Annotated in this window: 13 protein-coding genes; 4 read left to right on the forward strand and 9 right to left on the reverse strand. The window is 59.8% G+C overall.

Annotated elements, in window-relative coordinates:
- Position 1 precedes the first annotated feature (1 nt).
- From manD to VOI21_RS16115, 4 genes are all read left to right on the forward strand, one after another.
- Complete coding sequence (manD, locus tag VOI21_RS16100) at positions 2-1228, forward strand: D-mannonate dehydratase ManD (RefSeq protein ID WP_323770962.1); 1227 nt, start codon at positions 2-4, stop codon at positions 1226-1228.
- Positions 1229-1437: 209 nt separating this feature from the next.
- The gene (locus VOI21_RS16105) at positions 1438-2421 is read left to right on the forward strand and encodes a TRAP transporter substrate-binding protein (RefSeq protein WP_323770963.1); all 984 of its coding nucleotides are present in this window, start codon (positions 1438-1440) and stop codon (positions 2419-2421) included.
- 66 nt (positions 2422-2487) lie between these two features.
- Positions 2488-3024 (forward strand): TRAP transporter small permease, encoded by a 537-nt coding sequence (locus VOI21_RS16110; protein WP_323770964.1) that lies wholly within the window; start codon positions 2488-2490, stop codon positions 3022-3024.
- Between the two features lie 9 nt (positions 3025-3033).
- Positions 3034-4317, forward strand: a complete 1284-nt coding sequence (locus VOI21_RS16115) for a TRAP transporter large permease (protein ID WP_323770965.1) — start codon at positions 3034-3036, stop codon at positions 4315-4317.
- Positions 4318-4531: 214 nt separating this feature from the next.
- Here VOI21_RS16115 and VOI21_RS16120 read toward each other — a convergent pair whose 3' ends face one another.
- From VOI21_RS16120 to VOI21_RS16160, 9 genes are all read right to left on the reverse strand, one after another.
- Positions 4532-5722: an alpha-hydroxy acid oxidase gene (locus tag VOI21_RS16120; protein WP_323770966.1), complete on the reverse strand. Its 1191-nt coding sequence runs from the start codon at positions 5720-5722 to the stop codon at positions 4532-4534.
- A 309-nt stretch (positions 5723-6031) separates the two neighbouring features.
- Positions 6032-6775 (reverse strand): ribonuclease activity regulator RraA, encoded by a 744-nt coding sequence (locus VOI21_RS16125; RefSeq protein ID WP_323770967.1) that lies wholly within the window; start codon positions 6773-6775, stop codon positions 6032-6034.
- 23 nt (positions 6776-6798) lie between these two features.
- A complete protein-coding gene (locus VOI21_RS16130) occupies positions 6799-7710 on the reverse strand; it encodes a sugar kinase (RefSeq protein ID WP_323770968.1) in 912 nt (303 codons plus the stop codon).
- 36 nt (positions 7711-7746) lie between these two features.
- The gene (locus VOI21_RS16135) at positions 7747-8040 is read right to left on the reverse strand and encodes a cupin domain-containing protein (RefSeq protein WP_323770970.1); all 294 of its coding nucleotides are present in this window, start codon (positions 8038-8040) and stop codon (positions 7747-7749) included.
- A 20-nt stretch (positions 8041-8060) separates the two neighbouring features.
- The gene (locus VOI21_RS16140) at positions 8061-8804 is read right to left on the reverse strand and encodes a 3-oxoacyl-ACP reductase family protein (RefSeq protein ID WP_323770972.1); all 744 of its coding nucleotides are present in this window, start codon (positions 8802-8804) and stop codon (positions 8061-8063) included.
- Between the two features lie 73 nt (positions 8805-8877).
- Positions 8878-9759, reverse strand: a complete 882-nt coding sequence (locus VOI21_RS16145; RefSeq protein ID WP_323770973.1) for an NAD(P)-dependent oxidoreductase — start codon at positions 9757-9759, stop codon at positions 8878-8880.
- 38 nt (positions 9760-9797) lie between these two features.
- The gene (locus VOI21_RS16150) at positions 9798-10130 is read right to left on the reverse strand and encodes a cupin domain-containing protein (RefSeq protein ID WP_323770974.1); all 333 of its coding nucleotides are present in this window, start codon (positions 10128-10130) and stop codon (positions 9798-9800) included.
- A gap of 70 nt (positions 10131-10200) precedes the next feature.
- The gene (locus tag VOI21_RS16155) at positions 10201-12522 is read right to left on the reverse strand and encodes a DUF4962 domain-containing protein (protein ID WP_323770975.1); all 2322 of its coding nucleotides are present in this window, start codon (positions 12520-12522) and stop codon (positions 10201-10203) included.
- An 84-nt stretch (positions 12523-12606) separates the two neighbouring features.
- A complete protein-coding gene (locus VOI21_RS16160) occupies positions 12607-14175 on the reverse strand; it encodes an extracellular solute-binding protein (RefSeq protein WP_323770976.1) in 1569 nt (522 codons plus the stop codon).
- Between the last annotated feature and the right edge of the window lie 86 nt (positions 14176-14261).

A 14261-nucleotide genomic window follows, 5' to 3' on the forward strand; every position in this document is an offset into this window, starting at 1 on the left:
CATGAAAATCACCGATGCCAAAGTCTTCGTCGGCGGACCTGCCAAAAACTACGTCACGCTCAAGATCATGACCGATCAGGGCGTGTACGGCTTGGGCGATGCGACATTGAACAACCGCGAAACGCTGCCCGCCGCCTATTTGCAGGACTATCTGATCCCCAACCTGATCGGGATGGACCCGTGCCGCAGCGAGGACATCTGGCAGTTCTTCTATCGCGGGGCCTATTTTCGCCGTGGTCCGATAGCGATGGCCGCCTTTGGCGCAATCGATATGGCGCTGTGGGACATAAAGGGAAAATTGGCGAACATGCCGCTGTATCAATTGTTCGGCGGGAAAAGCCGCGACGGTGCAATGGTTTATGGTCATGCCACCGGATCGGATATTGAGGACCTGATGGACTCGGTCGCGCATTACGTCGAACAGGGGTACAAGGCGGTGCGCGTGCAATGCGGTATTCCGGGAATGCCCACCGCCAGCTATGCGGTGCCGGACGAAAAGGGGGCCAGCAAGCATTTTATCAGCGATTTCAGCGGCATCCGGCCCAAGGTCGAGATATGGGACACGGACAGGTATATGCGCTATATGCCCGGCGCTTTGGCTGACATCCGCGCGCGATTTGGCCCCGACTTGAAAATCCTGCACGACGTCCACCACCGGCTGACCCCGCGCGAGGCCGCCGCCTTTGGCAAGGCGGTCGAGCCGGTGGATCTGTTCTGGCTGGAGGATCCGACCCCGGCCGAAGATCAGGACGCGCTGCGCCTGCTGCGCCAGCATTCCACCGTGCCGGTGGCCATCGGCGAAGTGTTCAACTCGGTCTGGGATTGCAACACGCTGATCGAAGACGAGTTGATTGATTTCATTCGCGTCGCCGTCACCTACGCGGGCGGCATCACGCCGACGAAACGCATTGTCGATCTCGCCGGACTGCACCATGTCCGCACCGGGTTCCATGGCGCGCCGAGCCATTCGCCGCTGTGTATGGCGGCGCAGGCGCATCTGAACGCCTGGGCCCCCAATTTTGGCATTCAGGAATATCTGGTTCTGGGCACACCGGAATGCGACGCTCTTTTTCCGTCAGACCACCGGATGGAAAACGGTATGGTCTATGTCAGCGATGCGCCCGGTTTGGGCGTCGACTTCGACGAAAAAGAGGTCGCGCGCTATAGCTACAAGGCCGGCAGCCATCCAGTGGTTCGGTTGGAAGACGGGACAATGTGGAACTACTAGAAGCAAATGGGGGGCGGAGAAAAACACACTTGACTTGACTGGTATACTAGCTCCCTGTTGGCCAAAGTATATTGGCCCGCCATTAGCGATAGAGGTCAGGACTGGCGCCTGGGAGCAGAAAAAAGCAGTCACGCCGGGTTCGAACGAATTCAGCCTGAACTGTAAAAAAACGACTGTTGAATTGACAACGATACCTAAGGGAGGAACTCATGTATCAGAAAATAGGCGCATCATTCATCGGTGCGGTCGCAGCGGTGACCCTGCTTGGCAGCGCAGCAAATGCCGCCGATTGGCGGGGGTGGAACATCCACGTCGACGGCTATCCGAACACCGTTGCAATGGACAAGTTCGCCGAGTTGCTTGCCGAAAAGACCGGCGGTGAGATCACCTTGCAGATGTTCCACGGCGGCACCCTTGGCAGCCAGCCCGATGCAATTGAACAAGTCCGTCTTGGCGGTCTGGCCATCGGTAACTTCAACCTTGGTCCCATCGGTCCGATCGCGGCCGAGGCGAACGTGGTCTCGCTGCCGTTCATCTTCAAGGATGTGGACCACATGTTCCGCGTTCTGAACGGGGACGCCGGCAAGATGATCGCCGATGGCATGGCCGCCAAGGGTCTTGTACCGCTGGCTTGGTATGATGCGGGTGCGCGGTCGTTCTACAACGGTGAAAAGCCGATCAATACACCCGGCGATGTCGCTGGCATGAAGGTGCGGGTCATGAACAATGACCTGTATTCGGGCATGATTTCGCAGTTGGGCGGCAACCCGTCGCCGATGGCTTTTGCCGAGGTGTATCAGTCGCTCAAGACGGGCGTCGTCGATGGTGCGGAAAACAACTGGCCGTCTTATGAATCGACCGGCCATTTCGAAGTGGCTGGTTATTATTCGCTCAGCCAGCACCTGATCATTCCCGAATGTGTCTGCATCAATGCTGACGCCTACAACGCCCTGTCGGACGAGATGAAAGCAGCGGTGACAGAAGCGGCGCAGGAATCGGCTGTCCTACAGCGTCAGCTTTGGGCCGAGCGCGAAGCATCGAGCCGGGCAAAGGTCGAGGCCGCAGGTGTCGTGACCAACGAGATCGCCAGCAAGGCACCGTTCCAAGAGGCCATGGCCCCTGTCTACGAAGCCTATCTGGCGGGGAACCCCGATCTTCGCCCCTTGGTCGAGATGATCCAGGCCACCGAGTGATCGCTTGAACACAATCGCGCGCCCCGGACGGACTTCCGCCGGGGCGCCTTTTCCAAAGGGACAGAGATGATCAACAGGGACGAACACACCGCTTCCTTGGACTCCAGACCTTTGCTGGACGTGCTGTTGGATGCTGTCGCCGCGATCTGCCGGTTTGTTACGGGCGTTTCGCTGGTTTTTCTGACCGCGATCTTTGGCTGGTTGGTCTTTGGCCGCTATGTGCTGAACGATACGCCAACATGGGTCGAACAGGTTGCCCTGCTGTTGGTCATGGTCATCGCGTTCCTTGGCGCCGCAGTCGGGGTGCATGAACACACCCACCTTGCAGTGACCGCGATCCGCAGCGCGGTGCGGCCACGGCTGCGCATAGTTTTTGTCGTTGCAACAGACCTGATCCTTGCCGGTTTCGGTGGGTTGATGTTGGTTTACGGGGCACGGCTCACGATGTTCAAATGGGGTTCCTTGATCCCGCTTATCAACCTGCCCGAAGGCCTGCGGTCACTGCCGCTGACCATCGGAGGCGCGTTGATCGTGCTGTTTTCGCTGGGCCATCTTCTGCGCCTTGCTCAACGCCGCGATCTGCGCAGCGACACTTTCGAATAGGGATCGATCATGGGACTGCTTGTTCTTCTGGGCATTTTTGCCCTTTGCGTGCTGATTGGCGTGCCCGTGGCCTTTGCGCTAGGGGTCTCGGCCATTGCCGCCTTCTGGTACGAAGGCCTGCCGCTTATGATCGGTTTCCAGAGGATCATTTCGGGTATCAACGTCTTTTCGCTGATGGCGATCCCGTTTTTCATCTTCGCCGGAGAACTGATGTTCCACGGTGGTATCGCCATGCGACTGGTCAAATTCGCCTCCGCCGCCGTAGGCGCGGTGCGTGGCGGTCTTGGCATCGTCAACGTGTTCTCTTCCATGCTGTTCGGCGGCATTTCCGGTTCGGCCGTCGCGGATATTTCGGCGTTGGGGTCGATCCTCGTGCCGGTGATGAAAGAAAAGGGTTATGACGCAGACTACGCCGTCAACGTCACGGTGACGTCGTCCATTGCGGGCATCATCATTCCACCCAGCCACAACATGATCATCTTTGCCATCGCCGCCGGTGGCGGCATTTCGATTTCCAAGCTGTTTCTGGCCGGTGTTGTCCCCGGCGTTCTGATGTGCCTGTGCCTTGCCTTGGCCGCCTATATCGTGGCGGTGCGCCGCGGCTACCGGGCAGAGAAATTCCCCGGCTGGAACAATCTTGCGCTTAGTTTTTTCGGTGCGATCCCCGGACTGATGACCGCGGTTATCATCGTCGGCGGGGTGTTGTCGGGTGTCTTTACCGTGACGGAATCCGGTGCTTTTGGTGCGATCTACGCCTTTCTGGTGACGCTGCTGGTCTATCGAAACATCACGTGGGATACCTTCCGTCTGGCGGTGCGCCAATCGGTGCGGACCACCTCTATGGTGATGATCCTGATCGCCTGCGCCGGGGCGTTTGCCTATATGCTGACCTTCTACCGGGTTCCGACGCGGACGGTGGAGCTTTTGACCGGGTTGACGGACAATCCGATCCTGATCCTGCTGCTGATCAACCTTGTGCTGCTGGTATTGGGCATGATCATGGACATGGCTGCGCTGATCCTGATCTGCACGCCGATCTTCCTGCCGGTGGCCAACAGCATCGGGGTCGATCCCTATCAGTTTGGCATGATCCTGCTGGTCAATCTTGGCCTTGGATTGTGTACGCCGCCTGTCGGAGCGTGTCTTTTCGTCGGCTGCGCGGTGGGCAAACTGCCAATGGAAAAGGCCGTGCGCACGATCTGGCCGTTCTATCTGGCGATCCTTGTCGCCCTGATGCTGATCACCTTCGTTCCCGCGATTTCACTGACCCTGCCGGGCATTCTGGATCCGTGACGGTTTGATATCGGCAACGAAGTCAACGTCCCGAAATGGCGTTGGCGGCAGGACGTGCGATGTTCGTGCTGTATGACCGGCTGACCCGGCGATTGATTGACTAGATGGCGGACAGGTCGCCGGGCGAAATCTGGGAGGCCCTCCGGGCCAGCCTGCTGGGGTCGCGTCGTGGAAAATGGTGCGTACCAACAGCTATTGGCGGCGCGATGGGCCGCTAGGCTGCGGGTCGAAACCGCGCCATCGTCAATACCGACGGGTCCAGTGTGGCAAGGTCCAGCAAACCCAACATCCCAAGATCCGCGCGCAATTGCACGCGCAGCAAGTCAATCGCGTGAAGAACGCCCGCCTCACCCGCGATGCTTGCGGCATAGTTGATCGGTCTGCCGACAAAGACAAAACTAGCCCCCAGGGCCAAGGCCTTGAGAATGTCGGTCCCGCGCAGGAAGCCGCCATCCAGCATGACCGGCAACCCCTCGGCGCGCTTTAACGCCGCCGAAAGCACGCGCATCGGCGATACCGCGCCGTCCAATTGTCGGCCGCCGTGATTGGACAAGATCACGCCATCGGCCCCCAGAGTTTTCGCACGGGACACGTCCTCGGGGTGAAGAATACCTTTCAACACCAGCCGCCCCTGCCACAACCGTCGCACTTTGGCCAACAGGTCCCAGTTCAGGAACTCACGTCCTGAAAAATCCCGAACAGCCTGACGGGACAAAAGCGGGGCGCCTCGGGTTGCCGTTGCGTTTTCGAAATGCGGTGGGCCATGCATCAGGAAGGTGCGTACAAAGGTGCCAAGCGCCCAGCGGGGATGGGTTACACCCTGCCAGAACAGCGTCAGATTGGGGCGCAGGGGCGTGCGAAAACCTGACCGCAGGTTGTTTTCGCGGCTGGGTACAACAGCACTGTCCAAGGTCACAACCAGCGTTTCGATCCCCGCCGCCGCGACCCGGTCGAGCAAGGCCGATATATCGGAAAGGTGCTGTGGCAGGTAGGCCTGATACCAGACGTCGGGGGCCTCTTTGACGATCTCTTCAAGCGGGATGAGAGACGCGGCGCTGACGATCATCGGGATACCCGCTTTGTGTGCAGCGCGGGCCATGACCAGATCGCCGCGATAGGCGGTCAACGCCGAGGCACCCATCGGCGCAATGCCGAACGGCAAATTGAAATCGAGACCCATGAGCTGGCGCGTCAGACTACGCTGCGAGACGTCAACGCCGACCCGGGGCAGAAAGCCTATTTCGGAAAAACTCGCCCGATTGTCGTCATGGGATGCATTCGTTTCCGCAGCCCCGGCGACATAGCCAAAGATCGGTGGCGGCAAAAGGCGTCTGGCCGCTGGTTCGAAATCCTCCAGCGCATAGATGCGGCGCAGGCTGCGCGGCAGATTTCCTGGCCTTGACATCAACTGCCCGCCACGTCGGTTTCACCGGGGGTGAATTGCATGCATGTTTGTTCAAACGACAACATGTGCTGTTGTTGATGGCACGCGACCGAAACCGCGCATTCCCACAAATGTGACCCTGCACGTGCAATGCAATTGGCTTGGGCTGTCATGAATTTATCCTCAAAGACGTGCCGTTTGGCGGCAAATCTGGCTGGCATCCCACCAAAAGGCGCGGCTTGTGGGCGCTACGGTACCCCAGCATCACTTTGCGGGCATGTCTGTGACGTTGGACAATCTAAAGCGTTCCCGCAATCAGTCCGCTTCCAATTACGCCGGTTGGCTGGTTTTCCAGCGTTCAAACCGGTCCAGAACATCGGGATCGGTCGGAGGATAAAGGCCGATGATTGGAACATTGTTCAAAACTTCTTCCAGAACGAACTTTTCGAAGGCCTCCATCGGCTCTGCTTCGGCGGCGATTTCATCGGCCAGATGGCGGGGAATGACCATGACCCCGTCGTTGTCGCCTAGCATGATGTCGCCCGGATAGACCGCCACGCCGCCACAGCCGATAGGCAGGCCAATGTCCACCGCATGGTGTTTCGTCAGGTTGGTCGGAGCCGAGGGTTTGGCCGCAAAGACGGGCAAGTCCAGCGCTGCTGCGCCTTCGGCATCCCGGACGCCGCCATCCGTCACCACACCTTGCGCCCCCCGTACTTGCAGGCGCGTCAACAGGATCGAACCCGCTGACGCGGCCGAGGCATCTTGTCGGCAGTCCATGACCAGAACCGCGCCTTCGGGGCATTGTTCAACGGCAACGCGCTGCGGGTGGTCCCGCTCTCGAAACGCTTCGATGGGATCTGTGTCGGGTCGCGCAGGGATGTATCGCAAGGTGAAGGCAGGGCCGACCATCGACTTTTTACCACGGGCAAGCGGTGCAACGCCTTGCACATAGGCATTGTGATATCCCCGTTTGTACAACAGCGTCGCCACGGTGGCGGTGCTGACTTGCGACAACTGATTGAGGGTTTCGGGATCTAAGGCGATGGCGTCTGCGGGCTGTGGGTTAGGCATTTCAGTTTCCTTCTTGGCGGGGCTTATTGGTCGAGAAATCCGGGATCGAGAGGCACAAGCGCGCCCTTGCCCTGCACGACCTGACCGGCCATGCGGCAGGCATTCAGGATGCAGTCGGGCAGGGGTGTTCCGCCTTCCAGCCCAGCCATGATCGCCGCATTGAAGCTGTCACCTGCGGCGGTTGTATCGACGATCGACGACAGGAGCGGCACAGGGACGGTCCCGGTCACGCCGTCCTGAATGTAGTGGACGGGATCAGGGCCGTTCTTGACGACGACCGTTGTGGCGCCCGCAGAAACGTAGCGGTCCGCTGTGGCGGTGGGATCTGCGTCTTGATACCAGCGCGCCTCGTCCTCGAATGAGGGCAGTACGATATCGCTGACGGCAGCGCCCTGCATGATCGTGTCGATCATCAGGGATGGCTCTGACCAAAGGCTGGGGCGAAGGTTGGGATCGAAGGCAATCGTTTTGCCAACGGCACGGGCGTTTCTCAGCGCCTTCAAAAGAGTTTCGCGCGACGCGGCATCCAGAATGGCCAGCGTGATCCCCGAGAAATAGACAAGGTCTGCGTCGCCCATCGCCTGTGAAAGTGCCTGCGGGTCTTGGGCCAGCTGCCGGGCAGCAGATTGCCCCCGCCAATAGGAAAAACTGCGCTCGCCGTTGTCGAGAGATATAAGATACAGCCCGACAGTGCGGTCAGGCAGGGCCTGCACGTGGCGGTCGTCAATGCCACTTTGCGAAAATGCCTCACGCATCTTTTGGGAAATCGTGTCCGTCCCGACCGCTGTAAAGTAGGCCACCGCGATATCGGGCCGTATCCGCGCAAGATACCATGCGGTATTGAACGTATCGCCGGCGAAACCAAGGTGGTAGTCGCCTTGTGCCGCCGTTGGGGCAAGCTCGGCCATGCATTCGCCAATTGCAAGAAAGCGCATCTTGAAGTGTCCAGTCGGTTTCAGGAATTCGGAGCGTTAAGGGGTAAAGCAGTCGATAAAGGTGCCGGGTTCGAGGCAAACGCAGCCACGAGTCGTCCCCGGCGGAATGGTGAGCCTGTCACCCGGCCCGAGCTCGTGTTCCTCCTCGCCCAGAGTGAAGCGGTATCTGCCGCTTTCGACGTAGGTGGAGCGGGCATGAGGATGATCGTGCAAGGCATCGTTGGAGCCTTCGCGTTCAAAGCAAAAGGCGACGACCATCAGTTCCGGATGGTGGGATAAGACCTGCCGGGTGACATTTTCTGCCGTCGCGACAATCGGACCTTTGGACATGGGAGTCCCTCATCGTTGTGTCAGGAAAAGAGCATTCCGCCATTGATGTCGACGTTGGCCCCGGTAATGAACGCCGCGTCGTCGCTGGCCAGAAAGCACACCAGATTTGCGACATCCTCGGACGTGCCCTGACGTTTGACCGGCGTCGCGGCCTCGACGTTTCGGCGGACTTCATCCTTGGTGTGGATGTTGTGGAAATCCGTGTCGATCATGCCGGGGCAAAGCGCGTTGACGCGGATTTTGGGGCCAAGTTCCTTGGCGAGCCCACGGGTCATGGTCATCACCGCGCCTTTGGATGTTGCATAGGCGATCGCGCCGGGGCCGCCGCCGTCCCGCCCGGCCTGACTGGCAATGTTGACAATTGCGCCGGACGTCATGTGGGCAAGGCAGGCTTTGACCATCAGAAAGGTGCTGGTGAGGTTCAGGTCCATGACGGCCTGCCAATGGTCCAGCGGCATTTCGGAAACGGTCTTGCGGGCGATCAAGCCGCCAGTGTTGTTCACCAGAATATCGATGCCGCCGAATGCCCTGATGGTTTCGGCCATCAGTGCACCGACGCCTTCGGCGGTGGTGAGGTCCCCTTGTAGGGAAAACGCCTTGCCGCCATTGGCCCGGATTTCGTCAACCGCGCTGGATGCTCCGCTATCGCTGGCGAAGTAGCTGATCGCGACATTCGCGCCCTCGGCCGCCAGTCTCATGGCGCAGGCCCGTCCGATGTCTCGGCCACCGCCGGTGACGATGGCGGTTTTTCCCCGCAGCTTCATGGTTTTTCCTTCCCACACTTGTTGGTTTGCCGCATGGCATCGGCGTTCGATGGCCGTTGCCCAATGGTCGGATCTACCCTTCGAGCTTCAGGAAATAATCGAAGATTTCCGGCACGTTGCCATCGCCCAATCCGGCGGCCACGGCGGCCTGAAGGTTGTGGGATGTGCCTTCGGCGATCTCTGCCCTTGTGCCCAGATCCTCGGCCATTTTCAGGAAGTACCCCAGATCCTTGTTGGCGTTGTTGATCGAGAACCCCAGGTCGCTGACGCCATCCACCGCGTAATTTTTGCAGAACCCCATAAAGGGCGAATTGGAGGGACCAGTCGACATGATGTCGAACAGTTGCTGGCGGTCGACACCGGCACGGTCGGCCACGGCAAAGGCTTGGCTCATGGTGCAGACGGTGGTCATGCCCATGAAGTTGTTGATCAGCTTGGTCGTATGGCCCGCACCCAGCGCGCCGAGGTAAAAGATGTTTTCGCCTTGCTCGTCCAGCACTGGCTTGACCTTGTCAAAGGTCGCCTTGTCACCGGCGGCCATGATGTTCAGCAGGCCGTCCTTGGCATGGGCCGGGGTGCGGCCCAGTGGGGCATCGACCATGCCCGCGCCCTTGGCGGCAAGGTCCGCGCCGATCTTGCGGGTCGAGGCCGGAATGGAGGTGCCGAAATCGATCAGGACCGCGCCTTCCTTGATGCCTGCCAGAATGCCGTTGTCGCCATAGACCAACTTCTCGACGACCTCGGAGGTGGTCAGGCACAGCATCACGATGTCGCTGGCCGCTGCCAGTTCCTTGGGAGTCGCCGCCTCACGCGCGTTGCCCCGGTCGAGGACCGCTTTCACGGCATCCTTGTCAAGATCCATGACAACCAGTTCGAAACCCTTCTTCTGAAGGTTCTCCACCATGTTGCCGCCCATGAGGCCGAGGCCGATGAAACCGATGACGGGTTTTGACATACTATTTTCTCCCATAAGTCTTTGAGTTTTTTATAAGATCAGAGGAAATCTTCACGGTGCGGCGTGAAGATATCCAACAGCGTTCCCGCCTCTATGCAGGTCGCGCCGTGAACGATGTTTGGCTGCTTGTAGAGCGAGTCCCCAGCAGAGACGATGTAGGTGTCGTCGCCCACCGTGAACTCGAATTTGCCCGAGATGACGTAGGTGATCTGTTCGTGTGGATGGTGGTGACGCGCGGCCACAGTGCCGGTCTCGAAATGCACTTCGACGACCATCGCGTTGTCGTTGTAGGCGCCGACCTTTCGGGTCAGCCCGCCGCCCGCGTCGAACAAAGCGTTCTCGTTGGCGGGGAAGTAGTTCTTTACTGTCATCGTGTCTCTCCGCGACGTGGTCCGCGTCAGGCACCGGCCCGCAGGGGCCAGCACCGCAACGCGCGACGGGTCAGGTGTTGGCCAGTTTCTTCATCACGACCTTGAAGGTGTTTTCGTCGGCGTCCGTGAAATAGAGGTCAGCGTCATAGCCTTGGTCATCCATGAAGTTGAAGATCCGCTTCGGTTCGCTCAGCTTGTACGGCACCAGCAGCGTGGCGATCCGGTGGCGGGTCGATGCCGGGTACTGCGCGTGCAGGCAGGTGCTGACGGGCAGCCCCTCGAAATCGGCGGGGTCAACATCGGGGAACCCTGTTTCCTGCGTCAGGACCGGCTTGCCCGCTTCGGACCAGACGACCTGACCGTAAAAACCGGCGCGCTCGCCCGTGTTGCGGAACGAGGTTTTGCCCAACTCATACGGCTGGTTCGCGTGCAGCAGGAAATCGACCGTGACCGGCTCTGATGCGTCGATCTTATCGACGATCACGAAATAGCTGTTGCGCACGAAATAGACCTCGCGCTCGGCCAGCGTCACCTCGGGCGACAGCGACTGGTAGGCCGCTGTGGCGTCGCCCTTGATGTAGATGTGATCCTCATGCTCTTCGGCAGCAAGGATCTTGCCGGTGGCGGCCATCGCCTTGGCCTTGTCCTTTTCCGCGTACTGACCCTTGCCGTTGATCAGGATCGCGTTCTTGGACCGGGTCTGACGCCGCCAATTGCGGTGCATGGTCGAGTTGAACGCCACGTAATAGCCGGACTGGATCGCCAAATCCTCGCCATAGGCCGCCAAGCAAAAGGCGTTCTGGTCGCCGTGGCTGTGGCTGATGGACCCGAACTGTGAGGACTTGAAAACGAACTGGATGTGTTCATCCGGATTGGCCATCGCGTGCTGAATGCCAACCCAACCGATACCCTTGAAGTGACGCATTCCGCTCGGCGGATCGCTCGCCTCGACCAGCGGGAAATCCGTCAAATAGGTCAGTTCATCGAAATTGGTGTCCCACCAGCCCCAGTTGTAGAATGCGCCCTCGGTGCCGGGGTTCAGGCGCATCAGCTCTTCGTGATACCACTGGTAGGCTCCGTTGCCGGTGACGCCCGCGTATTGGCGCAGGTTGATGCCGGTCTTGATGCAGGGCAGATCACCTTGGGTGCTGTCATCGCCAAAGGTTGCCCGGCGGGTGTTCGGCGCCTTGCAGAACAGCGGGAAATCCCCGGTGTTGCGAAAGAAGGGCCGCTTGTAGAGGTCGATGCCGGTAAAGGATTTCAGCCGGTTCGCCGCCTCGATCAGATAGGCCATGCCCATCATCCAGTAGTTCGTGCCTTCGGCCCAGCCGCCATCGGCATCGCCCCACGGCGAATAGACCGTGGCGAGAAATTCGATGCAGTAGTTCAACCAGTCGCGCGCCTCGTCGCCCTCATCATCGCCCAACAGCGCGATGCAAGCCGGGATCAGGGTCAGCGACACCGACCGCACCGCGTGGCTGTCATAGGGAAACAGATGGATCTTGGCGTTCAGGATCGCGTGTTCAGCGATGTCGCGGGTGCGCGTCAGGAGAGCGGCACGCACCTGCGCACGCTCATCCTCGTCCAGTTGGTCATACAGCCAGTCATAGCCCCAGGAGAGTGTATTGGTGACCCGGTAGGCCCATTCGTCGGTATAGGCGCGCGAGGTGACCCCCATCGGGTCCCAGCTTGCCGCCTCCAGCAGCCATGCCTTGGCGCGGTCCAGCATCGCCTGATCACCGGTCACCTGACCGCCGATGGCAAGGTGGCGCACCGCGTACATGTGCTCTTGCAGGTCGATGTATGTCTGGCGCCAGACGGGGGCGACGCGCTGGTGGTTCGGATAGCCCGCAGGCTCTTTCATCACCGGGCGGTCCATCCACGGCAGCACGGATTTCTGGTAGAAATTGGACCACGTGCAATGGTCCGGGTCGGCCTTCACAGCCGTGCGGAACTCTGTCAGCCGGTCCTGCGTCAGCCACAGGCGCGGGTGATCCTGCGCCGACTTGGCAAACCGGGCCTTGCGCGACGGCAGCGGAGACTCCGGCAATCCCTCGGGGATGGCGAAACTGCGGCTCGAACTCCACGTGGTGGCGGGTTTGCCGGTCTCTGGATCATAGACGGCATAGGACCAGTGATAATCGCCCGGGGCCAGCGCCACATCGGGCGTGAAAAAATTCATCGGCAGACGGCAATAGAAATGCGTCGCTCCGGTCGGGTACGCCGGATCGGTCGAGATGCGCAGGACGTATTGCGCCTCGTCCTCGATCACCGGCAACCATGAAAACCGGGGTGGGTTCTCGACAATGTCGGAGCCTTCATGCGGAGCGTACTGAATGGTCAGGCGTCCGGTCTTGGGTTCGTCGAGCAGGGGAGCAGAAGCGCCGGGCATCGGTAACGTCTTTCTGTTGCGTATGCTTGGGAAACTGTGCGGCCGGGGATCGGCCGCACAGATATTTTTCGGAAAGAGAGGGGCTTAGCCGCCGTACTGGCGTTCGTAGGCCGAGTTCATGACCTCAAGCACGTCCTGATAGCCCATCTTGTCGAGGGCTGCCGTGTAGGCGTCCCAGTCTTCCGTGACGTCGCCCGAGCCAAGGATCCAAGCCTGCTGGCGCTCCAGCATGTAGGTCTGGATCGACGGGTAATACTTGTCGTAGACGGCCTGTTCTGCCTTGTTGAAGGACACGCCAAGGAACTGTTCCACCAGCAAGTCCTCGGAGTCGTAAAGCTCGATTCCCTCGCGTGCCGACTCTCGGGTCCACTGCCATTCATAGCGGTAGTCCTGCGGGTAGCCGCGATAGACCTGCGCACCTTCAAGGTACATCTGGCTGTTCACCGGCTGACCCGATTCAAGCACGTCCGGTTTGTAGATCGGCTGGCCGTCGACCATGTCCCAGGTCTTGCCCTCGACGCCGAAGTTGGCCAGCAGCGCGCCTTCCTCGGAGAACCAATAGTCAAAGTACTTGATGGTCTCGACCGGATGCTCGTTGGAGTAGGTGATTGCCCAGCCGTCAGGTTTCATCGGGATGCGGCGGTTTTCTTCGATGCGCTTACCGCTGGCCGATTTCGGTGGCAGGAAGGGGACGAAGTTAAAGCCGTCGACTTTATCGGCCAGTGCCACGTTGTAGCCAGAGGTGGACGCGAACCAGTCATGCGTCATGCCGCCCAGGTTTTCGCCCAACAGGTAGTCGCGCGCCGAAGAACCACGGGTGAACACCTCGGGGTCGATCAGACCCTCTGCATACCACTTCGCAATGTTGGCCAGCCCGTCGCGGTACGCCTCTTGCGCGTAGGGATGAACCACTTGGCCGTCCTTGATATAGAACTGGTGATAGACATCCGCCCCGGTCGAGCGCGCATCCCAAAGCGTCAGAAGGCGCAGGACCTCTTCCCAGTCACGGACGAAGAAGGGAATTTCATCCTTTTCGCCGTTGCCGTTCGGATCCTGGTCGCGGAAGGCCACCAGCACGTCATACAGCTCTTCGACATTGTCGGGCCGTTCCAGCCCCAGATTGTCAAGCCAGTCCTGACGGACAAACCACGCGCGGGCATATTTGCCGTCCGGCAGATAGGGGATGTAATAGACATTGCCGTCGTAGGCCTTGATCGCATCCCAGATCTCCGGATGCTCGTCGAACCAAGCCTTGATGTTCGGGGCCTGCTCTTCGACCAGGTCGTTCAGTGCCACAAAGGCGCCTTCGGGGCCGTACTGGTTGACCGGCTGCTTGATCAGGTTGCCGCCGACAATGTCGGGCAGGTCGCCGGTGGCGAGCAGCAGGTTCATCGCCTCGTTGTTGTCCTTGGTGTTGCGGCCCGAGGTCTTGTCGATGAGGTGAATGTTGGTCTTCTCGCGGGCCACTTCCTCAACCGGATAGATCTTGGAGGTATCGCCGCCGACGCCGTAGCCTTGGGCGCGGGGCCAGTGCATGTGGATCGTCAGTTCCAGCGGTGTGTCCACGATCGGCATGTGGCTTTCTGCAAATGCCGGGGCCGTCATGGCCGTGGTGCCGAGGATGGCGGCGGCTGCAAGTTTAAAGGTTCGCATGGTGTCCTCCCTTTTGCGAAATCATTGGATTTGTGGTTGTTCGGCCCTCAGGCCTTTGGATGTTTCCGGCGGAGATCTCTCATTCG

Origin of the sequence: Antarctobacter sp., assembly GCF_034670325.1 — a bacterium.
Lineage (GTDB): Bacteria > Pseudomonadota > Alphaproteobacteria > Rhodobacterales > Rhodobacteraceae > Antarctobacter.

Bases quoted from the DNA above. Each gene is read 5' to 3' on its own strand.
- VOI21_RS16145 (WP_323770973.1), bottom strand. From the start codon at position 9,759: ATGTCAAAACCCGTCATCGGTTTCATCGGCCTCGGCCTCATGGGCGGC.
- VOI21_RS16130 (WP_323770968.1), bottom strand. From the start codon at position 7,710: ATGCGCTTTCTTGCAATTGGCGAATGCATGGCCGAGCTTGCCCCAACG.
- VOI21_RS16160 (WP_323770976.1), bottom strand. From the start codon at position 14,175: ATGCGAACCTTTAAACTTGCAGCCGCCGCCATCCTCGGCACCACGGCC.
- VOI21_RS16110 (WP_323770964.1), top strand. From the start codon at position 2,488: ATGATCAACAGGGACGAACACACCGCTTCCTTGGACTCCAGACCTTTG.
- VOI21_RS16135 (WP_323770970.1), bottom strand. From the start codon at position 8,040: ATGTCCAAAGGTCCGATTGTCGCGACGGCAGAAAATGTCACCCGGCAG.
- VOI21_RS16155 (WP_323770975.1), bottom strand. From the start codon at position 12,522: ATGCCCGGCGCTTCTGCTCCCCTGCTCGACGAACCCAAGACCGGACGC.
- manD (WP_323770962.1), top strand. From the start codon at position 2: ATGAAAATCACCGATGCCAAAGTCTTCGTCGGCGGACCTGCCAAAAAC.
- VOI21_RS16120 (WP_323770966.1), bottom strand. From the start codon at position 5,722: ATGTCAAGGCCAGGAAATCTGCCGCGCAGCCTGCGCCGCATCTATGCG.
- VOI21_RS16150 (WP_323770974.1), bottom strand. From the start codon at position 10,130: ATGACAGTAAAGAACTACTTCCCCGCCAACGAGAACGCTTTGTTCGAC.
- VOI21_RS16115 (WP_323770965.1), top strand. From the start codon at position 3,034: ATGGGACTGCTTGTTCTTCTGGGCATTTTTGCCCTTTGCGTGCTGATT.
- VOI21_RS16105 (WP_323770963.1), top strand. From the start codon at position 1,438: ATGTATCAGAAAATAGGCGCATCATTCATCGGTGCGGTCGCAGCGGTG.
- VOI21_RS16125 (WP_323770967.1), bottom strand. From the start codon at position 6,775: ATGCCTAACCCACAGCCCGCAGACGCCATCGCCTTAGATCCCGAAACC.
- VOI21_RS16140 (WP_323770972.1), bottom strand. From the start codon at position 8,804: ATGAAGCTGCGGGGAAAAACCGCCATCGTCACCGGCGGTGGCCGAGAC.